General features: G+C 66.0%; 18 protein-coding genes. 7 read left to right on the forward strand and 11 right to left on the reverse strand.

What is annotated here, in order from left to right; all coding sequences use genetic code 11:
- Positions 1–194: 194 nt before the first annotated feature.
- Positions 195–1,100, reverse strand: coding sequence for a TatD family hydrolase (locus tag ACFC25_RS12800; protein ID WP_337346609.1), 906 nt, complete (start codon positions 1,098–1,100; stop codon positions 195–197).
- Positions 1,101–1,263: 163 nt separating this feature from the next.
- Here ACFC25_RS12800 and ACFC25_RS12805 point away from each other — a divergent pair, with 163 nt between their 5' ends.
- From ACFC25_RS12805 to ACFC25_RS12815, 3 genes are read left to right on the forward strand one after another with little or no spacing between them, the layout of a single operon-like run.
- Positions 1,264–2,394, forward strand: a complete 1,131-nt coding sequence (locus tag ACFC25_RS12805; RefSeq protein ID WP_376045657.1) for an AAA family ATPase — start codon at positions 1,264–1,266, stop codon at positions 2,392–2,394.
- Between the two features lie 10 nt (positions 2,395–2,404).
- Positions 2,405–3,910: a DUF58 domain-containing protein gene (locus tag ACFC25_RS12810; protein ID WP_337346611.1), complete on the forward strand. Its 1,506-nt coding sequence runs from the start codon at positions 2,405–2,407 to the stop codon at positions 3,908–3,910.
- Positions 3,907–6,399, forward strand: a complete 2,493-nt coding sequence (locus tag ACFC25_RS12815; RefSeq protein WP_376045659.1) for a transglutaminaseTgpA domain-containing protein — start codon at positions 3,907–3,909, stop codon at positions 6,397–6,399. Before ACFC25_RS12810 ends, ACFC25_RS12815 begins: the two co-directional genes overlap by 4 nt.
- A 37-nt stretch (positions 6,400–6,436) precedes the next feature.
- On the opposite strand, the gene ACFC25_RS12820 is transcribed toward ACFC25_RS12815, so the two are convergent.
- Both ACFC25_RS12820 and rsmI read right to left on the reverse strand, forming a co-directional pair.
- Entirely contained in the window at positions 6,437–7,936 is a 1,500-nt protein-coding gene (locus ACFC25_RS12820; RefSeq protein ID WP_337346613.1) for an NAD-dependent succinate-semialdehyde dehydrogenase, read from the reverse strand.
- A gap of 215 nt (positions 7,937–8,151) precedes the next feature.
- Positions 8,152–9,057, reverse strand: a complete 906-nt coding sequence (gene rsmI / locus ACFC25_RS12825; protein ID WP_376045662.1) for a 16S rRNA (cytidine(1402)-2'-O)-methyltransferase — start codon at positions 9,055–9,057, stop codon at positions 8,152–8,154.
- Positions 9,058–9,103: 46 nt separating this feature from the next.
- Here rsmI and ACFC25_RS12830 point away from each other — a divergent pair, with 46 nt between their 5' ends.
- Positions 9,104–10,834, forward strand: a complete 1,731-nt coding sequence (locus ACFC25_RS12830) for a dolichyl-phosphate-mannose--protein mannosyltransferase (RefSeq protein WP_376045665.1) — start codon at positions 9,104–9,106, stop codon at positions 10,832–10,834.
- A 68-nt stretch (positions 10,835–10,902) separates the two neighbouring features.
- Complete coding sequence (locus ACFC25_RS12835; RefSeq protein ID WP_376045668.1) at positions 10,903–12,729, forward strand: AMP-dependent synthetase/ligase; 1,827 nt, start codon at positions 10,903–10,905, stop codon at positions 12,727–12,729.
- A gap of 34 nt (positions 12,730–12,763) precedes the next feature.
- Here ACFC25_RS12835 and ACFC25_RS12840 read toward each other — a convergent pair whose 3' ends face one another.
- On the reverse strand, positions 12,764–13,849 hold the full coding sequence (locus ACFC25_RS12840) for a TIGR01906 family membrane protein (protein WP_337350036.1): 1,086 nt from the start codon (positions 13,847–13,849) through the stop codon (positions 12,764–12,766).
- A gap of 123 nt (positions 13,850–13,972) precedes the next feature.
- A complete protein-coding gene (locus ACFC25_RS12845) occupies positions 13,973–14,965 on the reverse strand; it encodes a stage II sporulation protein M (protein WP_337346617.1) in 993 nt (330 codons plus the stop codon).
- 72 nt (positions 14,966–15,037) lie between these two features.
- Here ACFC25_RS12845 and ACFC25_RS12850 point away from each other — a divergent pair, with 72 nt between their 5' ends.
- Positions 15,038–15,838 carry an RDD family protein gene (locus ACFC25_RS12850; RefSeq protein WP_337346746.1) on the forward strand — a complete coding sequence of 267 codons (801 nt, stop codon included), beginning with the start codon at positions 15,038–15,040 and terminating at the stop codon, positions 15,836–15,838.
- A 3-nt stretch (positions 15,839–15,841) separates the two neighbouring features.
- On the opposite strand, the gene ACFC25_RS12855 is transcribed toward ACFC25_RS12850, so the two are convergent.
- The 4 genes from ACFC25_RS12855 to ACFC25_RS12870 all read right to left on the reverse strand — a co-directional run bounded on the left by ACFC25_RS12855 (position 15,842) and on the right by ACFC25_RS12870 (position 19,409).
- On the reverse strand, positions 15,842–17,080 hold the full coding sequence (locus tag ACFC25_RS12855) for an Ig-like domain-containing protein (RefSeq protein ID WP_337346618.1): 1,239 nt from the start codon (positions 17,078–17,080) through the stop codon (positions 15,842–15,844).
- Between the two features lie 63 nt (positions 17,081–17,143).
- A complete protein-coding gene (ahcY, locus tag ACFC25_RS12860; protein WP_337350038.1) occupies positions 17,144–18,622 on the reverse strand; it encodes an adenosylhomocysteinase in 1,479 nt (492 codons plus the stop codon).
- Positions 18,623–18,696: 74 nt separating this feature from the next.
- The gene (locus ACFC25_RS12865) at positions 18,697–18,942 is read right to left on the reverse strand and encodes a Trm112 family protein (protein ID WP_337346620.1); all 246 of its coding nucleotides are present in this window, start codon (positions 18,940–18,942) and stop codon (positions 18,697–18,699) included.
- 77 nt (positions 18,943–19,019) lie between these two features.
- Positions 19,020–19,409 (reverse strand): DUF3499 domain-containing protein, encoded by a 390-nt coding sequence (locus ACFC25_RS12870; protein WP_337346621.1) that lies wholly within the window; start codon positions 19,407–19,409, stop codon positions 19,020–19,022.
- A gap of 117 nt (positions 19,410–19,526) precedes the next feature.
- On the opposite strand from ACFC25_RS12870, the gene ACFC25_RS12875 reads away from it, so the two are divergent.
- The gene (locus tag ACFC25_RS12875) at positions 19,527–20,042 is read left to right on the forward strand and encodes a metallopeptidase family protein (RefSeq protein ID WP_376045673.1); all 516 of its coding nucleotides are present in this window, start codon (positions 19,527–19,529) and stop codon (positions 20,040–20,042) included.
- A gap of 34 nt (positions 20,043–20,076) precedes the next feature.
- On the opposite strand, the gene ACFC25_RS12880 is transcribed toward ACFC25_RS12875, so the two are convergent.
- A complete protein-coding gene (locus tag ACFC25_RS12880) occupies positions 20,077–21,678 on the reverse strand; it encodes a DUF5719 family protein (RefSeq protein WP_376045676.1) in 1,602 nt (533 codons plus the stop codon).
- Positions 21,671–25,018 carry a glycosyltransferase family 2 protein gene (locus ACFC25_RS12885; protein ID WP_376045679.1) on the reverse strand — a complete coding sequence of 1,116 codons (3,348 nt, stop codon included), beginning with the start codon at positions 25,016–25,018 and terminating at the stop codon, positions 21,671–21,673. The genes ACFC25_RS12880 and ACFC25_RS12885 overlap by 8 nt, the downstream gene beginning before the upstream one ends.

Raw genomic sequence — 25,018 nt, forward strand, 5'->3', positions numbered from 1 at the left:
CTTTGCGCCGCCACACTTCACGCGGCAGGCATGCGGCATCACGGCCGTTCATGATCCTGCAGCGGATGAAGTGAATTATCCGAAGGCCTTCCCCGACCCCGGCTAATAGTTACCCACTGTAACCGTAGCGTTATAAAGCGGCCAAGAATTTTGCATACCCGGTATTCGCAGGTCCTCAGTCTAGGGTCGCGGTCTCAGTCCCAGGATCCGTAGGCCCGCACGGTATTTTCGCTAATCTGCTGACAAAGCCCCGCAAGGTCGGCTCCTGTCACATCAGCCATGGCCCTGACCGTGTACGGCACCATGTAACTGGCGTTTGCCCGCCCACGGTGCGGGTGCGGGGTGAGGAAGGGCGCATCGGTTTCCACCAGCACCAGCCCCGGTTCGGCCACTGCGAGCGCCGCCCGAAGATTGTGGGCGTTCTTGAAGGTCAGGGTGCCTGCGAAGGACATGTTCCAGCCCTCCGCATTGCAGATTCGGGCCAACTCCTCGTCCCCCGAAAAGCAGTGGAAGACCACGCGCTCGGGAGCCCCTTCTTCCCGCAGGACCTTAACAACGTCATCGTGGGCGTCGCGGTCGTGGATCTGGAGGGTCAGGCCCAGCCTCTTGGCGATGTCTATGTGGCGCCTGAACGAGTAGCGCTGATGCACCAGGCCCTCCCCTTCCGTGCGGAAGAAATCCAGCCCGGTTTCGCCAATAGCCCGGATGCGGGGATGGGCTGCAAGCCGCTCAATCTCCGCCAAAGCGTCCTCCAGCTCGCCGCGGGCGGCGTAATCCGGGGCGTCATTGGGGTGCAGTGCCACAGCACCCAGCAGCCTGCTGTCCTGACCTACCGCCTCCACGGTGAAGCGGGAGGATTCGAGGTCGCAGCCCACTTGGACCACCCCCTGCACTCCGACAGCCTGGGCGGCATCCAAGGCAGCGGAGATCCCCACTGGCCCCGCGCCGTCGGGAAAATCAAGGTGGGTGTGGTTGTCCATGACCGGGACCGGCAGTGGCTCGGGCGCCGGCGGAAAGGCCCGCCCGCCAGCAGCCGCAACCGAGGCTGAACCGTCCGTCCCGGCGGTACGGTAGGCGGCGGGAATCAGCGAATTGCACATCCCACTAGCCTAGCGGCGGCCGATGCACCGAGAATTACGGGAACTCTCTGTCAGGCACGGCAGTTCTGTTAGTAGTCTGTTACCAACAGATGCGAACGCCCACCGACGGGCGAAGGCAGGCTTGCTGTCCCGTCCCAGTCGATACCGGGCTGAAAGGTTGCCGATGGACTCCCACCGACGCACGGCCGTCAATGAGATCGAAACCGCAGGCCGGACCTTCGCAGGGATTGCGGAACCGGTCACGCAGCTGAACGGCCACAAGGTCCAGGCGATGGACGCGGCCGCCTTCCACTCTGCAAGCCGGCGCATCCTGGACGAGATCAATACAGTCATCGATGGAAAGTCTGAGGCCGCAAAACTGGCCCTGACCGTCCTTCTGGCCCAGGGCCACCTCCTGCTCGAGGACGTGCCCGGCGTCGGCAAGACGCTGCTCGCCAAGACCCTCGCACGGACCATCGACTGCACAGTAAGCCGGATCCAGTTCACCCCTGACCTGTTGCCGTCCGACGTCACCGGCGTGTCCATCTACAACCAGTCTTCCCGCCTGTTCGAGTTCCGCCCGGGTGCGGTGTTCGCCAACATCGTCATTGGTGACGAAATCAACCGGGCCTCGGCCAAGACACAGTCCGCGCTTTTGGAGTGCATGGAGGAGCACCAGGTCACCGTGGACGGGCACTCCTACAAACTTGATGAGCCGTTCATGGTGGTCGCCACGCAGAATCCGATCGAGATGGAGGGTACCTATCCCCTGCCGGAAGCGCAGCGGGACCGCTTTATGGCACGTATCTCCATGGGCTATCCGGACAAGGACTCCGAGATCGAAATGCTGGAAACCCACCAAGCCACGTCGCCGCTGGCAAAGGTCTCGGCCGTGGTCACCGCCGCAGACGTCGCGGCGATGATTGCCGCTGTCCAGAAGGTCTATGTATCGCAGGCCGTCAAGGAATACACCGTGTCCGTGGGCAGGGCCACCCGTGAAAGTCCCCTGCTCAGACTGGGCGCCAGTCCTCGCTCGATGCTGCAGTTGCTCCGCGCGGCCAAGGCCACGGCAGCCCTGGACGAACGTGATTTTGTGCTTCCCGATGACGTGGTCAACGTTGCCGAATCTGTCCTTGCCCACCGGATTATCCTGGACCGCAAGGCCGCCAGTGCCGGGGAGACCCCACACAGCGTCATCCGCGGCATCCTGAACAGGCTTCCCGTCAGCCAGGACCTGGCCGACGCCGCGACCCGGTTCGGGGCCAAGCCGGCGCCGGGCACGCCACCGGGCTCCGGGCTCCGCAGGAATCACTAGGCAGAGTCCCATGGCACTGCTGGACCGACTGCCCCGCCACCTGTTCAGCCAGCGCGGCTGGGGCCTGCTCGCGGCCGGTGCCGTGTCGCTGTTGGCCGCTCAGATCATGGGCCGCCGGGATCTCCTGAGCCTCAGCGTCCTGCTGATCGTGCTTCCCCTCATCTCGCTGGCCGGAATCCGTCTGGTCAAGCCCAAATTCCAGGTCTACCGGGAGTTTAATCCTTCGCCGGTGGAAACCTCGGCCGCCACCACTGTCCGGCTGGCTGTGGCGCGCACCGGGCAGGGCACGGGCCGCGCGATCATGGAGGAGCGGCTGCCCCCGCGGTTCGGGGAGTCACCGGCGTTCCGATTCCCCGCGCGGTCGGCAACCGGTGGCACCAGCCGGTATGAATACCACCTGCGTTCCAGCCAGCGCGGTCAATTTCTCATCGGGCCGGTAACGGCGGAGTTCACTGACCCGTTCGGGCTGTCCCTTCACCGGCAGGCAATCGACGACGGCGACACCCTCACGGTGACGCCCGCCGCCGTCGAGCTTCCGGTCACGGGACTCGCTGGGGCTCGCGGGAACGACGGCGTCACCGCGACCCGGATCCGGGCCAACCCGAGCGACGATGACGTGATGACCCGCGAGTACCGGCACGGCGACCCCATGCGCCGGGTACATTGGCCGGCGACTGCCCGGCACGGAGCACTGATGGTCCGGCAGGAGGAGTCGGTCACTACTCCGGAGGCCACCATTATCCTGGACCAGCGGTTTGTCGCCTTTTCCGGCAGCCCCGGGACCGGATTCGGCGGGATCGGGTTTGGCGGATCCGCTGCCGTGGACGGGCACGACATGCTCACCAGCGGCACCTTCGAGTGGGCAGTGGTGGCGGCCATCTCCGTCAGCACCCACCTTGCCGAACGGAATTATGCGCTGCGGCTGCTCGATGCCCGGGGCGAACCGGCTTTCCTGCGTTCGCCCTCGGCGCCTGAACCGGAGGTGGAGGAGTACGTGGGCACGGGTGGGCTGCAGTCCATCGCCGAAAGCCTGGCCGCCATCCAGCTCTCCGGTCCGCATCACGGCCATCACGGCCATCACGGCCACAATGAGGCTGGCCGTGGGAGTCCGGCTCCCGCGGCCGCCCCCCGCAAGGACGCCGCCGCCATCGGGCGGGACCATGGCTTTGGGCAGGATTCCGGTCCGGCCCCGTTCGACGACGAACTCATGGACAAACTTTCGGCGCACCGGATGCGGGGTCCTATCATCGCGCTCCTGGGCAGGGTGTCCATGGCCGAAGCCAATGCCTTGGCCCCGGCCGCAGGCTATGGCGCGAATGCGTTCGCCATCATCGTCGCCGAAAGGCCGTCGGAGTTCCACGAACAGCTTGAAGAGCTGCGGCGCGGAGGGTGGCGTGCAGTTGCCGTGTCCCCGGCGGTTCCGGTGCCTGCAGCATGGAGCCACTTTGACCAAGGCGGAGCTGCGCTGGATACCGCAGCAGCCGATGTCCGGCGCGGCGCGGGGGTGGCGCGATGACACTCGCCCCCGAGAAGCACACCTCCTCCACCGCGGAGCCGGCAATTTCTCAGACATCCGGCCGTGCGCCAGGCAGGGCGCGGGTCGGCGCCTACCCGTGGGTCATGGCTGGGGCGGTAGGGCTGTCTGTGTGCGGCGCGGCCTTGTCACTGAACGGTGTCCTGAGGGGCTGGGCGTGGTATCTGCCGGTCCTGACCACCGTTTTTGTGGTTTGCCTGACCATGGCCGCGCTGCGGGCCGCCCGGGCGCAGCCTCTCCTCGTCACCGCCGGCGGCTTCGCTTCGCTCATTGCCATCCTGACGCTGACGTTCTTCCGCAGCACAGGCATTGCCGGAATCATCCCGTCGGGCGCCACCATGAAGGAGTTTGACAGGTTCATACGCCGTGCCAGCGAGACGGTACTCGCCGAAAGCGCGCCCGTGGCCCCGAACGCCGGAATCGTCATGGTGACCTGCGCGGTCCTCGGCCTGATGGTCATTCTTATCGACGCATTGGCGTTGCCCCTCGGCACGCCGGCCACCACGGGCCTGGGCCTGTTCGCCATCCTGATCGTGCCCGCCATGGTTAAGCCGCAGAGCGTGGGAGTGTGGAGTTTCAGCGCCACGGTGGCCGGCTACCTGCTGATTCTGGCGTGCAGCCAGTGGTTCGCCCCGGACGCGGGCACACCAGCGGACACCGCCCGTAACCCCGGGCATCTGAAGCGGGCCGCACTCACCGGATCCGTTGCCCTCGTGGCCACGCTGATCATTCCGATGGCGATCCCCGGCTTCGACCAAGGTACATTCCCGCAAGGGTCGCGCGTGAACCCCTGGGGCGCGTCCACGGGCCTTAATCCCATGATCACGCTTGGAAACAGCCTCCGCACTCCCGCTGGAACCGGACGGATCACGTACGCTACGAACGCCGTCACGCCGCTCTACCTGCGTTCGGTCACGGTGGACAATTTCGACGGCGACTCCTGGGGACCGGACGACCGTGAGGAATCGCGCCAACCGGTGGCCGGGCCGATCGAGCCTGGCTACGCGATCCCTGCTGAGGAGCAGCTCCGCTACGTGACCGCAGTGGAAACGGGCGCCTTCACGAGCCCATACCTGCCGGTGCCGTATGCCCCTGAATCGATCCGGGGGCTGGGCGGGCGCTGGTCCTGGGATCCCGCCACCCTGAGCATCAAAGGGGTAGATACCAACTCGAGAAGCCAGGAATACACCGTGGTCTCCTCTGCGCCGCGGCTCACTGCCAGTCTGCTCGACCGGTCCTCAGCAGCAGTGCAGGGCATTGCGGAGGATTTCACCCGGGTTCCAGGCAACGTTCCTGACATCGTCAGGACCACGGCCGACTCCGTCACCGGATCGGGCGGCAGCGCTTACGCAAAGGCGATGGCCATCCAGAGATACCTGCGGTCAGCGGAATTCACTTATTCCCTGCAGTCCCCGGTCCAAGGCGGCTATGACGGCAACGGACTGTCAGTGCTCGCTGATTTCCTCACCCAAAAGAGCGGATACTGTATCCACTACGCCTCCGCTATGGCCGTCATGGCCCGGTTGGAGGGGATCCCCAGCAGGATCGCCGTCGGCTACGCCCCTGGGCGGCTGACTGGAGCTACAGTGAACGTCGCCGGACTAGGACCACTCTCCGAGTACGAAGTGGACGCCCGTGATGCCCATGCCTGGCCGGAGCTCTACTTCCAGGGGCTCGGGTGGGTACCGTTTGAGCCCACCCCCTCGCGTGGGGTGGTCCCCGAGTATGCCATCGAAAGCTCGGCAGCAGGCGCCCCGGGAGCCATCGAAAATAATGACGACCTCATTCCATCCAACGGTGCGACAGCCACGCCTTTGCCCAGCGCGGCACCATTGCCCGTTCCCGGTGACGGCGGCCCGGGCAGTGAGGCAGGTTCGCAGCTTCTGCCTTGGCTGCTGGGCCTGGCAGGATCGGCAGTGCTGATCCTCCTGCTGTCCTCACCCAGGCTCGTGCGGCTAGGAGTCCGGGCCCGCAGGCTGCGAACCACTGATCCTCCGTCTCCTACGGCCATCCCCATGGCGTGGTCCGAGCTCCGTGACCTCGGCACGGACTATGGCTTGCCTCCCGGACCGAGTGAGACGCCCAGGTTGTATTCGGCCCGGCTCCGCAGCTCGCCTCTGCTCGGTGAACCCGGCGGAATGGACGACGCCGCGCACCAGGCCGTCATCTCGCTCACCGCCGATTTCGAACGGCGCGCTTACGGCCCTCCTGTCGGCGATTCCCCCGCGGCGGGCAGGGACAAGCCGGCCGCCGCCCGGATTGTGGCCCTTCAGGGCTCCATGCGGGCCAACGTCACCCGGGGCAGAAGGCTGCGCGCCGAGTGGCTCCCGGCGTCGGTCATGGCGCTTTGGGGGAGGATGTTGACGGCGCCTTTCCGGTTCATTGGCCGGCAGGTCCGACGGACGGCAAAGGCCGTCGCACGCTCGTGGTCACGGGCGCGCGACGACCTCCGGCGCCTCAGCGAAGGCTAGTTGCCCCAACCGATGCGCACCTGGCTTCTGCGAAGCCTCAGCCTGCGTAGGGGTCGGCAATGCCGATGTACTGGGTGTAGAGGTATTCCTCGATGCCTTCCAGCCCGCCTTCACGGCCCAGGCCGGACTGCTTGACGCCGCCGAAGGGGGCGGCGGCGTTGGAGATCACGCCGGCGTTCAGGCCGAGCATGCCCGTTTCAAGGCGTTCACCCATCCGGATGCCGCGGTTGAGGTCCCTCGTGAAGACGTAGGCCACCAGGCCGTACTCGGTGTTGTTGGCGAGCCGGATGGCTTCCTCTTCGGTGCCGAAGGTGATGATGGGTGCGACGGGGCCGAAGATTTCCTCAGACAGGATCCGGGTTCCTTCGGTGACTCCAGTGAGGATGGTGGGCTGGTAGAAGTAGCCCGGACCTTCTGCCGGGGCACCGCCCAGGACTGCCCTCGCGCCGGAGGACACGGCGTCGGATACCAGTTCGTGGACCTTGTCCCGGCTCTTGGCATCGATCAGCGGACCCACCTTTGAGTCCGGCTCGGTGCCGCGGGCGGTGGTCATTTCGGACATCTTGGCGGCGAACTTCTCCGCGAACTCGTCAGCGACGGACTCGTGCACGATGAAACGGTTCGCGGCGGTGCAGGCCTCACCCATGTTGCGCAGCTTTGCCAGCATGGCTCCGGCGACTGCGGCGTCCAGGTCCGCGTCCTCGAACACCACGAACGGGGCGTTGCCGCCGAGCTCCATGGAGGTCCGCAGGACGGTTTCGGACGCGTCGGCAAGAAGGCGGCGGCCCACCTCGGTGGAGCCGGTGAAGGAAAGTTTCCGGAGGCGCTGATCCTTGATCAGCGGGCCGGTGGTGGCACCGGCCGTGGAGGTTGGAATGACGTTCAGGACGCCGGCGGGCAGGCCGGCTTCCTGCATAACGGCGGCGAAAAGCTGGGACGTCAGGGGTGTCAGGTTGGCGGACTTCAGCACCATGGTGCAGCCTGCGGCGACGGCGGGAGCGATCTTGCGGGTGGCCATGGCCAGCGGGAAGTTCCACGGCGTAATCAGAAGGCAGGGACCCACAGGCTTCTTGGTCACGAGGAGGCGCGACTTCCCGTCCGGGGAGACCGAGTAGCGGCCGAACGCGCGGACGGCTTCTTCGGAGAACCAGCGCAGGAACTCAGCGCCGTAGGTCACTTCGCCGCGGGCTTCGGCCAGCGGCTTGCCCATTTCCATGGTCATGAGGAGCGCGAAGTCTTCGGCACGCTCGGTCACCAGATCAAAGGCACGGCGCAGGATCTCCCCGCGTTCCCGCGGCGGGACCTTCGCCCATGACTCCTGTGCCGCCGCGGCGGCGTCCAGGGCAGCCTTGCCGTCTTCGGCACCCGCATCAGCAATGCTCAACAGCACCTTGCCCGTGGCGGGGTCCTCGACGTCGAACGTCTTCCCGGAAGCGGCCGGCCGCCACTCACCATTGATAAGCAGGCCGGTGGGAACAGAGGCCAGCAGCTCGCTCTCGCGCTCTGCGGTAACAGCTGGCAGTGCAGTGACAGTCACGATGACTCCCTCGTCAGTAAGGTTTTTCCAGCCGTGCAGCGGCGCCCGAGCGGCACGCCTTGTTGGCTGATTAACTGCCAGACTACTGCCGCCGCAACCGGCGGTCTACGCCTCTACGCACTACAGAATGAGCTCGGCTCTGTGCAGGTGCACAGCCCTGTCCCGCGCGATTTCGCGCTATCAGTCGGCCGTTGGAAAGTCTCTCCAGGGCCGGTTCAGCGCGCCGCCAGAACGGCGGAGTACAGTTCCCGCTTGCTGACCCGGACGTCTTCGGCCACCGCAGCAACGGCTTCCTTAAGCCTGATTCCCTGTGCTACCAGCGCATTGACGGCCGCTACATGGTCTTCCGGCGTTCCCGGCGCCTGCTCAGGCGCTCCGCCCAGCACCACGGCGATCTCACCCCGGACCTCATTGCCTTCAGCCCAAAGCAGAAGCTCGCCCACAGTTCCCCGGATGACCTCCTCATAGGTCTTGGTCAATTCCCGGCAGACCGCAATCCTGCGCTCGGCGCCGAACCGCTCCCGCAACGCCCTGAGCATGACCTCCAGCCGGTGCGGAGCTTCGAAGAACACCATGGTTCGCCGCTCCGCAGCAAGGTCTGCCAACCTGGACGCCCGCTCCCCCGCTTTCCGGGGAAGGAAGCCTTCAAAGCAGAACCTGTCGGTGGGCAGGCCGGAGAGTGCCAGGGCTGTCAGCACCGCTGACGGGCCCGGGGCGGCAGTGACGGTGAGCCCGGCGGCAACGGCTCCCTCAACGAGCCGGAAGCCCGGGTCCGAAACAGACGGCATCCCCGCGTCGGTGACCATGACCATTGTTTTGCCGGCCCTGACGGCGTCGAGGAGTTCGGCTGTCTTCGTCGCCTCGTTGTGCTCGTGGTAGCTGATGACGCGGCCTGCAACCGTGACGCCAAGGTTCTGCACCAGGCGGTGGAGCCGCCTGGTGTCCTCTGCAGCGACGATGTCAGCAGTGGCCAGCAGTTCGACAAGCCGTGCGGAGGCGTCGCCTGAGTTGCCAATCGGCGTTGCGGCCAGCACGATCCTTCCCGGTCCTGCAGTGCCGGCGTTAGGCATGACGTCGTCAGGCAGGTTGGAGTCGGGAAGGGTTTCGGGGTTAGGGTCCACGCCACCAGCCTACTGCTGGCCGGCGGCACAAGCTGCAAAAGGTAGCATGGGGCACGTGACGCAGACCCCCACGCGGCCCGCCGAGGCCGGTCAGGCCCACCCGCTGGACCCGCTCATCGGCCCGCCGGAAAGCGCCGCACTGGCCGTCGCCTCAGCCGGCAAGCCCTGGATCGTCCGGCCAGCCGTGGCATTTTCCACCCAAGCACTCCAAGAGCGGCTGATCGGCGGTATCCGCAGCTGGCGTGACTACCCGCCCTCGCTCCGGTTGTGGTTCTGGTTGGTGCCGCTGCTGACGACGGCCATCGGTGGCGTACTCCGGTTCACCCGCCTGGACACTCCGCCCAGCCTGGTTTTTGACGAGACGTACTACGTCAAGGACGGCTATTCGTTGCTCGTCAGCGGCTATGAGCGAAGCTGGCCTGACAAGGCCAACGACTCCTTCAATGCCGGGAACCCTTCCGTCCTCCTGGGCACGCCCGAGTATGTGGTCCACCCTCCGGTGGGCAAATGGATGATCGCCGGCGGCATGTGGCTCTTTGGCGCCGACAACCCCCTGGGCTGGCGCTTCTCAGCGGCCCTTACCGGTACCGTTTCCATCCTGCTGCTCGTCCTCATCGCCCAAAAACTGTTCCGGTCCCTGCCCCTGTCCGCCGCGGCAGGGCTGCTGCTGGCTGTGGACGGACACCACCTGGTGATGTCACGGACGTCGCTGCTGGATATCTTCCTGATGTTCTGGGTCCTGGCTGCCTTCGGCGCCCTGCTAATGGACCGCGACGACGGCCGCCTCAAGCTGGCGGCGCGACTCGCCAGGCAGGCCGCGGCCGGGAAGGATGGCAGACCCTCCCCGGGCCAACTGCTGGCCGGTCCATGGCTTGGCATCCGGTGGTGGCGGATCGCCGCCGGCGTGTGCCTGGGCCTTGCGGTGGGGACCAAGTGGTCCGGGTTGTTCTTCCTGGCGGGCTTCGGGCTGCTATCTGTCGTGTGGGACCTCTCCGCCCGGCGGGTCGCCGGAATCCGCGGCTGGTTCACCGGGGGCGTCATCAAGGACGGGCTGCCGGCTTTCGCCAGCATGGTTCCGGTCGCAGCCGTCGTGTACACCGCCACCTGGACCGGCTGGTTCCGTTCCGATGACGCCTACTTCCGTCGCTGGGCCGGGTCCAACCCCTCGACCGAGTGGGGTTGGCTGCCTGACTCTGTCCGGTCGCTGGCCCACTACCACCTGGAGGCGTACAAGTTCCACCAGGGGCTGGGCTCCGAGCACCCCTATGAGGCGAGCGCGTGGAGCTGGCTGGTGATGGGCCGGCCCACGTCCTTCTTCTATGAGTCCCCGAAGCAGGGAGCCCCGGGATGCGATGTCCCCAACTGCGCTTCAGCCATCCTCTCCGTCGGCAATCCCCTCGTATGGTGGGGAGCCACCATCTCGCTGGCAGTACTCCTCTTCTGGTGGGCGGGACGCCGCGACTGGCGTGCCGGGGCCGTACTCGCCGGGGTGGCTGCGGGCTACCTGCCCTGGTTCCTGTACCCGGAGCGGACCATGTTCTACTTCTACGCCATCTCCTTCGAGCCGTTCCTGGTGCTGGCACTCGTGTATTGTCTGGGCCTCGTCCTTGGACGGAATACAGATCCACTGTGGCGCCGTCGTTCCGGGCTCTACCTGGTAGCAATCTTTGTTGCCGGCGTAGTGCTGTTGTCGGCCTTCTTCTACCCAGTGTGGACAGCCGAAGTCATTCCGTACCATGAGTGGCGCCACAGGATGTGGATGCCTTCCTGGATCTAGGGCAGGATTGCAGAAGACCCTGACGATTTCAGCCGCGCAGCGCTATGGCAGCCGAACGGAGACCGCCTGTGAGAGAAGCCAGCACAGAACTGCTCGTGGAGCTTGATCCTGCCAGCAATGTGACGGACCTCCTCCTGGAACAGCAGGCCAATCCTGCCCACGCCCTGTATGCACGCAAGGGACCCAACGGCTGGACGGACATTACGGCGCAGAAGTTCCTCCAGGATGTCAGCGGCCTGGCAAAGGGCCTGATCGCCGGCGGGCTGGAGCCTGGCGACACCGTAGCGGTCATGTCCGCCACCCGCTACGAGTGGACGCTGGTGGACTTCGCCATCTGGTTCGCCGGCGGCGTCACGGTGCCGATCTACGAAACTTCGTCGGCAAGCCAGATCGAGTGGATCCTGCATGACTCCGGGGCTCTCAGGGTCTTCGCGGAGGACCATGGAAAGGTTGCGCTGGTAGCCAAGGTTCTGGCGGCTTCCGAGCTCCTCAAGGACCGTCTGGTTAACGTCGTGAGAATGGACCACGACGGCGTCGCCCCGGATCTCGCGAGCCTCGCCGCTGCCGGCATGGGGGTTACCGACGCCGAGCTCGAACGGCACCGCTCCGCGGCTGCACTGAACGACGTCGCTTCCCTCGTGTACACGTCCGGGACTACCGGTAACCCGAAGGGCTGTGAAATCACCCATGGGAACTTCGCCCTGGTGGCCAAGAACATCGTGGTCTTCCTCCCGGAGCTCCTGGTGCAGGAGAACGCCCGAACCTTGATGTTCCTGCCGCTTGCCCACGTGCTGGCACGTGCGGTCCAGGTGGTGTGCCTGAGCGCCGGGGCCACGCTGGGGCACACGGGCACCGCAGCGCAGCTACTGGAGGACCTGGCCACCTTCAGGCCGACGTTCTTGTTGGTGGTGCCGCGAATTTTCGAAAAGGTCCGGGCCGGCGCCGCCCAAAAGGCCGCCATCGCCGGCAAATCGGGCATCTTCAGTACCGCATCGGCTGCTGCGATCCGTTTTTCGAAGGAGCAGGACGAAGCTGCCCGGGGTGAGGGCAGCGGGCCCGGTTTCCTGTCCCGCACCGCTCATGCACTCTTCGACCGGCTGCTGTACCCCAAACTCCGCCAAGCCATGGGCGGTCAGGTCCGCTACACCGTTTCCGGGGCCAGCCCCCTTGCTGCTGAGGACGCCCATTTTTTCCGTGGTGCCGGCATTCCGGTCCTGGAGGGGTATGGCCTGACCGAAACTACCGCACCGTGCACGGTGAACACCCCCACCATGACCAGGGTGGGCAGCGTGGGCATACCCATTCCCGGCACGACCATCCGAGTCGCTGAGGATGGCGAGATCCTGGTGAAGGGCATCGGCGTTTTCAAGGGCTACCACGCCAACGAGGCCGCCAACGCCGAGGCTTTTGTGGACGGCTTCTTCCGCACCGGGGACCTTGGCCGGCTTGACCCCGAGGGGTTCCTGACCATCACAGGACGGAAGAAGGACATGCTGGTCACTGCCGGCGGGAAGAACGTTGTTCCCGGTCCCCTCGAGGAAAAGATCCGCGCCCACCAACTGGTGGGCCACGCTGTGGTGGTGGGAGAAGGGAAGCCGTTCGTCTCCGCCCTCGTCACCCTGGATCAGGAAGGCCTGGAGAGCTGGTGTGCGCTGCACAAGCTGCCGGCACTGTCCCCGCGCGAAGCCGCGGCTGATCCGCGGGTGCGGGCGGCCATCCAGGAAGCAGTGGACCAGGCCAACGCACTGGTCTCCCAGGCCGAATCCATCCGCAGCTTCGCAGTGCTGGACGCCCAGTTCACCCTCGATTCAGGGCACCTTACGCCGTCGCTCAAACTCAAGAGGGCCGCCGTCGTCCGCGATTTTGAGGCGGAAATCACCAAGCTTTACGGCTGAACTGCCCCCCCGGGGGGGGCGGAGCCGCCCGGCCCTACACGGCCTCGGCCTTGGCCGAAGCCTCCTGTTCGCCATCGGTCAGGCCGCGGCGGCGGCGTGTAGGCCACGTCAGAACCAGGGTTGCCAGCGCCACAAGCAGCACGAGGGCGGCTATCACGATTCCGGCGTCGATCCAGAACTGGCCCGGGAACAGCCTGATCAGGGTGTCCTCCAGCGCAAAGGTCCATGTCCCGCTGGCGAAGAAGATCCGGTGGAATTCGGTGAAGAACTGTTGCCAGCCCAGCACGGCCAGCGCACCGAGACCCAGGATGATCACCAGGGTCAGGATTGATCCTGCGAAGAGGCCGCGACGCACGCCGCCAGTGCTTCGGCGGCGCAGGTAGGCGATAGCGATGATGCTGACGAGGATCAGGAGGGCGCCGGCGCCGAAAGCGGAAAGGATGACGAGTTTCACGTCCGCCATGTGGCTGACCTCGCTGCCCTTGAAGAGTTCGTCTCCGCTGCGGTTGACGAGTTCGCCCAGGTAGCGGGGCCCGGACCAGTTGCTGAGATAGTCAACGGCGTAGGAGCCGTAGGTCATTCTGTCGTCGGTGCTGAAGCCGTAACCGTCGCCCGGAAATCCGGGGCGGTTGTACTCGATCCAGAGGAACAGGGGGCTGGTGACGGCGCGGACTCCCAGGACCAGGAGGATGACGGGATACATGATGGCCAGCAGCACCTGCATCACACGCGGCGTCAGCGGCTTGGCCTTTGCCGCACTCTCGCGCTCGGCGTTGCGCCGCTCAACTTCTTCCTGTGGCGGACGGACCTGGAGGGCTGAGGTGGGCAGCGGTTCGCTGAACAGCGGCGGACCTTGCTCGCCCGCAGGTTCGACGGCGGCCTCGGCAGCCTTGCGGCCAGCCCGGCTTTCGGGCTGCGGGGAAGTTTCCCCGTTGCTGCCTGCGCTCTTCGACGGCCCGGTGCTGTCCGGCCGTTTTGAGGGCCCCGTCTTGTCCGGGCTGCCTGACGGGGAGTCACTCATCCACGAAAAGGCGGGCTCATCCGAATCCGCCGAGGTGTCCAAGAGGGGATCCGGCTGCGGCTCCTTGCGTTTGGCAGGGGTCGGAGAATTGTCATTCACAGCAGCGTCACTTCCGTTGGGGTCCGTGGAGCCGGCTCGGGTCCGGGCAGCACAAGTATCTCTTCACGAGCCTACCGTCCGGTCCTCCGGCAGTGCGAGGTGCCACCCCGGGCAGGCATCGATTCAGGCTGCGATTTCGCTGTACCCGGCATCCTCGGTGCCAAGGTCACCGCGGGCCCCCGCCAGATAGGCCCGCCGGCCCCAGACCAGTACATACAGCCAGTACGCGGCCAGTACCGCGGACCCGATGCCAATCTTCGCCCACACAGGCAAGGGACTGGGGGTCACGAATCCTTCCACCAGGCCGGAGACGAACAGCACCAGCACCAGCCCCAGCGCCACGGTGATCAGGGACCGGCCCTCCTGCGCGACGGCACGGCCGCGAGTGCGGCGGCCAGGGGAAACCATGGCCCAGAAGATCCGAAGCCCAGCGGCGCAGGCGATGAACACGGCCGTCAGTTCCATCAGGCCGTGCGGGAGGATGTAACTGTAGAAAACGTCGGTCTTGCCGGAGGCGGCGAAAATTCCGGCAGCAATGCCAACGCCCTGGGCGTTGCTGAACAGGATCATGGGCACCCAAAACCCTGTGATCCCCAAGGCAACGGCCTGCGCGCTGATCCAGGCGTTGTTGGTCCAGACGGCACCGGCGAACGAGGCTGCCGGGTTTTCCGAGTAGTAGTCGATGAAGTCCTCTTCGACGTACTGCCGGACAGCTGCTTCGGACGCAACGGCACGGAGCGCCTCCGGCGAGGTCCCAATCCACAGCGCGTACGCGGCGCCGATCAGGATGAACGCTGCCCCGCATGCCACCGTCAGCCATCGCAGGCGATACAGCGCGGCGGGCAGTGCGACTACAAAGAAGCGGGCCAGATCGGCCGCAAAATTCGAGCGGGCTCCCGTGAAGCGAGTTCTCGACTGGGCCAGGGTTGCCGAGAGTGACGCCGAGAGCCCACTTTCGGGGGCGATGGAGCGGATGAGGGAAAGGTGCGCGGAAGTCAGCTGGTACAAGCGCAGAAGTTCGTCGGCTTCGGCCCCGCTGAGGCGGCGTTTGAAGGCAAGCTTGTGCAGCCTCGACCAGGTATCCCCGTTGACGGCGGAGAAGGCATCCATATCCACGGCTACAGCCTAACCTCACGCCATTAGACTGTGAGCGTCTGCAGGATAATTCGCGTGGAACGGAACACCGCATTGAGCTCTATCGTCACGGGCGAGGCCGTTGTCCTGGAGCTGCGTCCCGCCTCCTTCGCCGCGCGTGCGCTGGGGCTGCTGCTGGATGTGATGGTCAACGTGGTCCTGCTGGTTCTCATGCTGTTCGGCGTGGCCGCCGCCAGCGCCGAACTCGATGAAGCTGCCGCCCGGGCCCTGATGCTCTCCAGCGTGGTGTTCTGCTTTGTGATTGTCCCGGTGGCTGTGGAAACCCTGAGCCGGGGCCTCTCGCTTGGAAAGCTGGCTGCGGGTCTGCGCGTGGTGCGCGACGATGGCGGCGCCATCCGCTTCCGGCACGCCGTCATCCGCGGGCTTACCGGCTTCCTGGAGATCTACCTCACCCTCGGCGGTCTTGCCATTGCTGTGGCGCTCTTCAATGACAGGTCCAAGCGGCTCGGGGACATCATGGCGGGAACGTACGCCCTCCGGAGCCGCGTGCCCGTTGAAGGGGCCGCCCCGGTGTATATGCCGCCCCGGCTGCGCGCCTGGGCAGCAGCAGCCGATATCGGCCGCATCCCGGACGCCACTGCCCGCCAGGCATCCCAGTTCATTCGCCAGGCGGGCCGGATGTCACCACTGTCGCGTACAGGCATGGCCGCCTCTATTGCGACCGAACTGGCACGGCATGTGGCACCTCCCCCGCCGCCGGGAACCGGCCCTGACGAGTACCTGGCCGCCGTGGTTGCCGAGCGCCGCAACCGGGAGCTGTCCCGGCTCGCCGAGGCCCGTCGTCGTAATTCCGTAGTGGGCGAGCGGCTGGAACGGCTCCCGTTTGGGTCGTGACGGTCAGTTGTCGTACTCAGCCCAAGGGATGTTCCAGTCACCGTAGCCGTCTTCGTGGGCCGCGTAATCCCCTTCGGTGTTGATGATCTGCACAACATCACCAGTGGTCATGTTGTCAAAGACCCAGGCGGCGCCGTCGGGGGCGAAGCCGATGCAGCCATGCGAGACGTTTTTGTTTCCGATGTACGGGAATGCTGATTCGAGCGCCTGGTGAATGTAGGCGCCGCTGAGCGTCAGGCGGATTGCGTACTCAACATCCACTTCGCCGTAGTACGCGGGATCCCCGGGCTTGAGGCCGATGCTCGCTGCCCTGAAGTGGTCGTACCGGTTCTTCTCCATCAGAACGGCATAGCCGCGGGCGGAGGGGAATCGCTCATCTCCCATGCTGACCGGCAGCGTCTTCACTACTTGGTCGTTGACGCTCAGGGTAAACGTGTGCGCGGCGGCGTCGGCGATGGCCACCCGCTTGTCGCCGAAGTTGACCTTGACTTTTTTATTGAAGTTGGCGATCTGCCCGTTTCCGAGGTCAACGCCGAAGAGCTGCATGTCCATGGTGACTGTGGAATTGGCCGCCCAGAAGGCCTCCGGCCGGTACCGGACCATAGTGTCGCTGAACCAGTGGAAGGCTCCGGTCTGGCCGGCGCTGGAGGTGATCTTGATGGCCTTTTCGACGTCCGCACGGTTCACCACCGGCTCGCTGAAAATGACCTGGAGGGGCTGGCCCACACCGACCTTCATGCCATCCAGGGGGTAGATGGCCGCATCCGCTTCATGCGTGCTTGAAACAGTACTGAACGAGTGCGTTGTGCTTGTTTCGCGCCCGGCCCCGTCGGTGACCACGTAGGTGTAGCTGTACTCGGTGTTGAACTTGAGGGGTTCGGCGGCGGTCCAACTGCTCCCGTCGTCAGCAAAGGTGCCCTGAACGGGGTGGCCGGCCGTGCTGGTCAGCGTGACGCTCTCGATCCGCCCATTGCCAACCTTGACGGCGACAGGCGCTGCTGGATTGACCTGTTTGGCGCCGTCGGCCGGTGCGACATCCACCTTCACCGGAGCAATCACGGGCGACGCGACGCCGGGGGCCGAGCGGACAGCAGAGCCCGCCTCGGATTCCAAAGAAGCATTGGCCAGGCCCGGCGCTACCGCGGCGAACGCCCCACCGGCAGCGGCCAGGACGCACACCATAGCCACCAGGAAGATCTTCTTGGCGGTTCCGGGACGGCGCGGCTTATTGTCAGGCTCCATATACCGATCTTATGGGTAACAGGTAACAACCCCGGGCACGGCCAGCGCCCGGGGCGTCACGCCTCAGTAACGATAGTGCTCTGGCTTATAGGGGCCCGCGACGTCGAGGTCAAGGTAGCTGGCCTGCTCCTTGGAGAGTTCCGTCAATTCGACGTCGAGGGCCGCGAGGTGGAGGCGGGCAACCTTTTCGTCCAGGATCTTCGGCAGGACATACACCTGGTTGACGTACTCGCGCTCCCCTTCGGGCTGGTCGCGCTTGGTCCACAGCTCGATCTGGGCGATCGTCTGGTTGGCGAAGGAGTTGCTCATCACGAAGGACGGGTGGCCCGTGGCATTGCCAAGGTTCAGCAGCCGCCCCTCCGACAGGACGATGATGGAGCGCTCTTCCGCGGTCCCGGCGTCGAAGACCCACTCATGCACCTGGGGCTTGATCTCCACTTTCTTGATGCCGGGGATGCGGGCCAGTCCTGCCATGTCGATCTCGTTGTCGAAGTGGCCGATGTTGCCCACGATGGCCTTGTCGCGCATGCCGGCCATGTGCTCGGCCAGGATGACGTCCTTGTTGCCGGTAGTGGTGATGAAGATGTGGCCTTCGCCCAGCACGGACTCCAGCTTTGCCACCTGGTAGCCGTCCATGGCAGCCTGGAGCGCGCAGATGGGGTCGATCTCCGTGACAATGACCCGCGAACCCTGACCGCGGAACGCCTCAGCGGCGCCCTTGCCGACGTCGCCATAGCCGCAGACGACGGCGACCTTGCCACCCATCAGGACATCCGTGGCGCGGTTGATGCCGTCCGGAAGTGAATGGCGGATGCCGTACTTGTTATCGAACTTGCTCTTGGTGACGGAGTCGTTGACGTTGATGGCCGGGAACAACAGCTTGCCCTGTTCAGCCAACTGGTAGAGACGGTGCACGCCAGTGGTCGTTTCCTCGGTGACGCCGCGCAGGCGGGAACCGATGCGGGTCCACTTTTGCGCGTCCTCCTGCAGGGACGCACGCAGGACATCCAGGAAGACAATGCCTTCTTCGGATTCGTCCGCGGCGGCTGCCGGAACGGCGCCAAGGGCCTCAAACTCGACACCCTTATGCACCAGCATGGTGGCGTCTCCGCCGTCGTCGAGGATCATGTTCGGCCCGAGGTCAGGGTCGGTGTCGGCCCCGGGCCAGGTCAGGATCTGCTGGGCAGTCCACCAATATTCTTCAAGGGTCTCGCCCTTCCAGGCGAAGACTGGAACGCCCTGTGGATCCTCAATGGTCCCTTTACCCACTACGACGGCAGCAGCGGCTTCGTCCTGGGTGGAGAAGATGTTGCAGGAAGCCCAGCGGACCTCCGCGCCCAGGGCCGTGAGCGTCTCGATCAGCACGGCAGTCTGGACCGTCATGTGGAGGGAACCGGCGATCCTGGCGCCCTTGAGCGGCTGCGTGGGTCCGAATTCTGCGCGGAGCGACATGAGCCCGGGCATTTCGTGCTCCGCGAGGCGGATCTGGTGCCGGCCGGCCTCTGCCAGCGAAATGTCGGCAACCTTGTAATCAAAAGTCATGGGGATCCTTTGCTCTGTCCGATGGGGGCGACGGCGTCAATGCGCCTGCGGTGGGTGGGGCGGGTGCTGAAGGCTTATGGCGTGCCGGCAGCGGCGGCCGAACCAGACCGGGAGTCGTGCTGGTCCGAGCCGGCGGCGTTGGCAGCCTGAAGCAGTTCCGGCGGCAGGAGCAGCGGAATGCCGTCCTCGATCGCGTAGCGGAGCTTTTCGCCGGAGTCCCCAGCAGCCGTCGAGACGAGTTCCTCGCCTTCCTGGACCAGCTTCGACCCGGTGACAGGGCAGCGCAGGACTGACAACAGTTCAGGACTGATCTTTGGCATGTTTGATGCTCCCTGGAGGGCCTGTTCGCCCCGGTGGCTGACTGATTAGCAGCTTCCAGCCTACCGCCAGATGGGCGTCAGGACGGTTCACGGAGCACACGGAGGTGGCCACGGCGGGCACCTTCGGCAGCAGCCGGGGCCTCGAGTGCTGAGTGGGTCAGGCGCTGCGCCTGCGACGCGGGAGCCTGCGGTGGGAGGGCTGCGGCTTCCCGGACGGCATTGGCCAATGCCAGGAGGTCATCAGGCCCGGGCTGGTGCGGTGTGGACGGCATCGCCAGCCGGAGGACTTCCCAGCCGCGGGGAACTGTCAGTGACCCGGCATGCTGCTCGCACAAATCGTAACAATGCGGCTCGGCGTACGTGGCCAGGGGGCCCAGGACGGCAGTGGAGTCTGCGTATACGTACGTCAGAGTGGCCACCGCCGACTGGCGGCAGCCTGATCTTGAACATTGACGGATAGCTCCCACGACATCCCAGACTACTCGCTGTCGCCGCCGGTTCCCTGCATTGCCCCCGCACGCCGCGCCATGGCGGCCGTGGCACTTTATGTCGCGCAATCGAGCCGCCGGGTTTAGAGTCAATGTATGCAGTCATCGAACCATGATTCAGGCTTTACGGTCCGGTTGGCTGACCCGGGTGTCCGCAGTGGGGACACGGGTTCGGACTCCCCGGGCAGGAGTTTCGCGATGCGCCGCCGCAACAGGCACGGGCGCGGCCTGCGGGGCGAGCTGATGCTGCCCACCCATCCCGGTTACCGGACCCGGTCAGACCGCTTCGATGACATGGTTCTCGACTCCGCGCAACGGCTCCACGATATCTGGGGCAAAACCCTGGACGGTGTCCGGTTTGCCGTGGACGAAATACCCCCTCAGCTGGAACAGCTCGTTGCCGACTCCGGTGCGGCCCCCATGGGTTCCTATACTCCGGCCACCGCCGACGAGGGACCCATCATCACCCTGTACCGCCGAGTCGTGGAACAGGGCTGCGCCAGCCGGGAAGAGCTCCAGGACCTGGTCCACGACGTCGTTGTGGAACACACAGCCGAGATGCTTGGCGTGGCGCCGGAAACCCTCGACCCGGTGTACCGCCGCCGTTACTGACTACCGGACAGTGGTCCTGCCGGCAGGGGTTGCGTCAGTACCCGAGCGTGACCGGAACTTGTTCCTGGCCTGACGCGGCGGGCATGAGGGCAAGCGAAGAGATGTCCTCCCGGCCGTCCTGCTGCAGCAACAGCGCCCCGTACGCGGCGTCTCCCGAGGCGGAAACGATATACCCCACCACTGTGGATTCTTCGACCTTCTCGGGGACATCGATTGACGTGGTGGTTCCCCCTGCAATGTCCGCCGTGGACGCGGCCTGGATCTTGCCGTCGGCTGTGATGGCTGAGTAAGAAATGGAAGCCCGGTCCTCCAGTGCGCCAAAAATCAGGATTCGTTTGCCGCCCTGGGGCACCGGCACCACGTGCTGGCTGCCCAGCCGAATTCCAGCCGCGGCCCACGCGACGTCGGACGCCTGGTTGTCCTTGAGCCCGCGCGTCACCCGTGTCGCAGCTACAAACGACACGTCGGAGCTGGCGGCCACGGTGTAGTGGCCTGTCGGAACGCCCGCCAGGGAAACCTCCGTCACGGAACCGGCTTTGGCAGTAACCACTCCCCCGCCCGGCAACGCTTTCTGGCCGTCGCGCCCAAACAGCTTGATCTCCACCACCGCGTCTGATTGCCCCGGGACAGTGATTTGCAGTGCAGGGCCGGCGTCCTCATAGCCCTTTTCGCGGGTAAGGGACGAGAGGGCGCCGGCGTCCTGGATGTCGATGCCGGTCATGACCTGGCGTGCAGCCGGGGCGGCCCCGGGGGAAATGAAATCCACCCCGCCGGGCGTCAGACCCCTCAATACGCTCTGCTGGATCGCTGCGGCCACGGGACCTCCTGCGCTCCGCACGTGGACGCTGAGCTGCGCTTCGCCGGGAGCGAGTCCTGCCAGGACGATGGACCTCGTACTGCCTGGTGCCACCAGCAGGCCGCGGCTTCCTGGCGCCTGGATCTGGCCCTTGGCGCCGTACAGCTCCAGGCTTACGGTAGCTGGCGTGGTCGAGGCATTGCTGAGGGTCAGGACGGAGGTGCGCCCCAGCGTGGTGCTGGCACCGGCCAGCCAGACGTCGTTGGAAGGCGGCTGGCAATTGGCAGCAGCGAAACCCTGGAGATCGCCATCGGTTGCCGAGAACTTCATCAGTGCCGCCGCCGAGGCCTTTTGGCCGTTGCGGGCATCAGCGCTCAAAACGCTCGCGGCGTCCACGGCCCGTTGTTCGATGACGCCGGCTTTGAGCTCCTGCGGACCGGCGGCCCCGCCGGCCTGGGCGTCGTCCCGCGCGATTTCGACGGCGGCCGTCCCGTCAAGGGCGGACAGACGGCTGCCGGGGAGGACCCCGCCGGGAGCACTGATGACGGCGCCGGAGACGGCGCTGCGTGCTGTCGCGGATTTCGGACTGAACTGAGGATCGGTACCTGCTTCGGTACCTTCCAGGAGCCGGGCAGGACCCGGGCAGACGCCAACGCTGGAGCCTGCCGGCACAGCAGCCAGCGCGGCCGGGAGGCTTCGGCTGCCCGCCGGTTCGGGAGCAAGCGTGCCCGCGGCAATGATTCCCCCGGCGGCGGCAATTATCGCCGCGGAGGAGACCAGGCCGGTCAAGAGGCCCTTGCGGGACGCGTTGCCCCCTTCCGGGGTTTTGTCCTTATGCATTCTGGTGTTCCTTACGCAAGGAGCCTTCATCCCGGGACAGCCCGGTATTGGGCCGGCGGGCCGGCATGGGGATCGCGAGCATGACAGTGAGGCCAATGACGGTGATCTGCAGGATGGCGGACCACAGTGCCCAGGGGTTCTCGTAGCGGATGGTGAGCTGCCCCGCCGAAGACGGCAGGGTAAACGCCTGGGCCCAGCCTGAGGTGGTGGACGTGAGCTTCCGGCCGTTCAACCAGGCGCTCCACCCGGGATCTGCACGTTCAGCGAGTACCACCAGCCGTCCGTCAGTTCCCTCCGGGACTGCCGTGTCGACGTCGTCAAAACCTGACGGCAGCAGCGCAATAGCGGCGCCTTTGCTGTCAACGATCCGGGCACGGTGGGCAACATCCGCTGGCTGCAGGACGGGCTGGTTCAACGGAGTGATCCGCCAGAGCCACCCGACGTCCGTCTGTCCGACGGCGATGAGTCCAGGCACTGCGTCCATCCTGCTGGCGGTCAGCTGGGCAGCAGTATCCACAGAACGCAGAACCACAAACCCCACCCCCAGCTGCTCCAGTTCAGGGCGGGGGTCGACTCCTTCTCCGGCCACGATGGTTGCTACGACGCCGCGGAGTGTGCTTGTGACGGTGTCGTCGTCGCGCACTGTTTCGATGCCAGGCGCGCCCAGGATGTTCCGGGACGACGCGATGGTGGACAGGCTGTCCAAGGTGGTGCCGGCACCGCGCATCAGGGCAGCGTTGAATGTGCCGTCTTCGGAGGTGCTGATCAGCAGCGTCCGGGTCTGCTCCGGGCCTGTTCCGCGGTCGATTGCGGTGGCCGGGAGTGTCCTGGGATCGCCGGCTTCCACCAGCCGGGGAACGCCGAGCGGTTCGCCTGCTGCATCCTGGGGCGGACCCGCCGCGGTGGCTGGCCTGAGCAGGTTCTGGGCGGACCAGGCTGCCATTCCGGCCAAAGGGCCGGCCAGCAGCAGGACCGTGGCCAGCGCGACGGCAGAACGAAGGAGAATTCTCCGCGGCCTTGTGGCAGCGGAGACCCCGTCCGCGGCATCGAGTAGCCGTTCGGCGCCGATGAGTGCGGCACCCAGCAAGGCGAAGCCGGCCGCCGAGACCGATGGGCCGGTGAAGGGTGTCACCAAGGTGTCCGCGTTGACGGCGGTGGCGACGTGGCTGGCCAACCAGCCGGCAGCAAGGACGATGAGTGCGGCCAACCAGAGGGCACGTGCCGCGTGGCTCCGCTTTCCCGGCACCAGAATCGCCGCAGCCGCGAGGACCAGCACGGGCACGGCTACCAGCAGGGCGAGCAGCAGGGCCCACGGGACGGCGCCGCTGAAGAACGGAAGTCCGGAGAGCCCGCCGTCGGCGGTGAACCTGATCGGCTGGCCCAGGATTTGCTGCCACAAGGGGGCGCCCGTGAAACCCAGCGGAAGGCCTGGATCAGCAAGCAGTGCGCGCGGCCTGTCCAGCACCGACAGGGCGAACGGGATGAACAGCGCCGCGCTGGGGAGCAGGGCCCACCAAACGGTGCGGCCGCGACGGCCCAGCAGCAGCCCGCACAGGACAATGACGACGGCGGCCGGGGCCAGCAGCGAAGGTGCGGAGGCGGCGACGACCGCCAGTGCCAGGCCTGCGGCCGCAGCGGCCGTCCAGGACGGCGTGCCGTTGATTCCCGGCTTCTCCGGCGGCCTCTCGGTGAAGCGCCGGTCACCGGGCGAGGGCAGCAGGAAGCGACCGTGTCCCAAGGCGGTGCCGGTGGCGCGCAGCAGTGCCAGGACAACCAGGGGGATCATGATGTGCGCGATCAAGGCGCCAACCCGGCCCTGGTTCAACGCGACCTGCAGTGCCGGCGCGGCGGCCCAGAACAGGGCGGCGACAAGGCGGAACCTGCGTCGGAGCGTCAGGGCGCCGGAGGCGAACCAAGCCGTCAGACCGGCCAGCGGGGCCGCCAGCAGGAGCAGCCATGCCATGGCGCCGTTTGCGTCGCCGCCGCCCAACAGGCCGAGGATCCACAACACGTAGCCGAAAGGGTCACCCTTGCCTGGCAGACCGGCGCCCAGGCTGATCCACCAACTGGACGCGTGATGCCAGATCTCACCAAGGGTGGAGGAGACAGGTATCAGGGCACCGCCGGAAACAGCCTCTGCACGAAAGAGGCCGGAGAGTGCAGTCAGAGATGCCACGGACGCAATCAATACCGTTGCCAGCGCGCCGCTGCCCACCCAGCCTCGTTCGCTGGTGGTCAGGGCGGCAAAATCATCTGCTGAATCGCCGCTCGGCTGGTCGGCGAGGGGATCCTTTTTGAGGCCTTCCGTGGGCGAGGCGTCGGACCCCAGCGCCTCCATGAGGGAGCGGCGGTGGCTCCAGACCTCGCGGCGGGACGTCTGAAGCTTGCTGACGACCGAGCGGCGGATGCGTCGCGTTCGCGCGGCAGCCCGACGCGCCTTCGCCACTGCGCGCGGCCGGCCCAAGGCTGTCAAGGTGGCTGCGAACTGGGCAAACCCGTACCCCGGATCCTTGACCGCGATGCTGAGGACGAGTTTGAAGATGCTCCCAAGGAGCGCGCCAACCGCGTGCAGCGGCACCTTCCATAGCGGTGCGTGCTTGAGCCTTAGGTGAACCTGTGCCTTCCTGGCGGCGGAAGCGTTCCCGAGGGCATGGGGCCTGTGGGCCACATGGAACATCCTGGCGGTAGGGACCACCACCACCCGGTGGCCGGCAAGGCGGTTTCGCCAGCAAAAATCGATGTCGTCACCGCTGCCTGGCAGTGCGGGGTCAAATCCCTGCAACTGTTCCCAAACGTCCCGGCGGACCAGCATCCCGGCTGAGTTCACCGCGAAGGTGTCGCTGCGGCCATCGTATTGGCCTTGGTCCAGCTCGTCAGCATCGATCAGGGTAAGGCGCTCCGCCCACCTGCTGGTGGAAAGTCCGACGTCGATCAGCCGGCGCTGGGCGTGCCAGTCGAGCTGTTTGCAGCCGGCGACCGTCACCGAGGGTGCGCGTTCGACTGCGCCCAGCAGTTCGGCCAGCGCTTCCGGGCACGGCGCGGCGTCGTCGTGAAGCAGCCAGATCCACTCCGTGGACGCGCTTTCGGGATGTCCGGCCCAAGGCGACAGGGCTTCGAGTCCGGCACGGACGGCGCCGCCCATGCCGGTTTTGGAGTGCGGAAAGTTGATGACATTGGGTTCGCCGAGGGCCCCAGCCAAAAGGGTTTCGGAGTCGTCCCTGGAGCCTGTGTCGACACCAATGGCTGAATCGACAGGCCGGGTCTGGTCAGCCAAGGCAGCCAGGGTTCTGGGGAGATAGGCACTGCCGTTGTGGGACACCACAACGGCAGTGACATGCAC

It is taken from the genome of Pseudarthrobacter sp. NPDC055928, assembly GCF_042270935.1.
In the GTDB taxonomy this organism is placed as follows: Bacteria; Actinomycetota; Actinomycetes; order Actinomycetales; family Micrococcaceae; genus Arthrobacter.

What these genes read in the sequence shown, in the direction of transcription:
- ACFC25_RS12800 (WP_337346609.1), bottom strand. Translation starts at nt 1,100, where the DNA reads ATGTGCAATTCGCTGATTCCCGCCGCCTACCGTACCGCCGGGACGGAC.
- ACFC25_RS12865 (WP_337346620.1), bottom strand. Translation starts at nt 18,942, where the DNA reads ATGCCAAAGATCAGTCCTGAACTGTTGTCAGTCCTGCGCTGCCCTGTC.
- ACFC25_RS12810 (WP_337346611.1), top strand. Translation starts at nt 2,405, where the DNA reads ATGGCACTGCTGGACCGACTGCCCCGCCACCTGTTCAGCCAGCGCGGC.
- ACFC25_RS12875 (WP_376045673.1), top strand. Translation starts at nt 19,527, where the DNA reads ATGCAGTCATCGAACCATGATTCAGGCTTTACGGTCCGGTTGGCTGAC.
- ACFC25_RS12880 (WP_376045676.1), bottom strand. Translation starts at nt 21,678, where the DNA reads ATGCATAAGGACAAAACCCCGGAAGGGGGCAACGCGTCCCGCAAGGGC.
- ACFC25_RS12830 (WP_376045665.1), top strand. Translation starts at nt 9,104, where the DNA reads ATGGGGCACGTGACGCAGACCCCCACGCGGCCCGCCGAGGCCGGTCAG.
- ACFC25_RS12855 (WP_337346618.1), bottom strand. Translation starts at nt 17,080, where the DNA reads ATGGAGCCTGACAATAAGCCGCGCCGTCCCGGAACCGCCAAGAAGATC.
- ACFC25_RS12815 (WP_376045659.1), top strand. Translation starts at nt 3,907, where the DNA reads ATGACACTCGCCCCCGAGAAGCACACCTCCTCCACCGCGGAGCCGGCA.
- ahcY (WP_337350038.1), bottom strand. Translation starts at nt 18,622, where the DNA reads ATGACTTTTGATTACAAGGTTGCCGACATTTCGCTGGCAGAGGCCGGC.
- ACFC25_RS12805 (WP_376045657.1), top strand. Translation starts at nt 1,264, where the DNA reads ATGGACTCCCACCGACGCACGGCCGTCAATGAGATCGAAACCGCAGGC.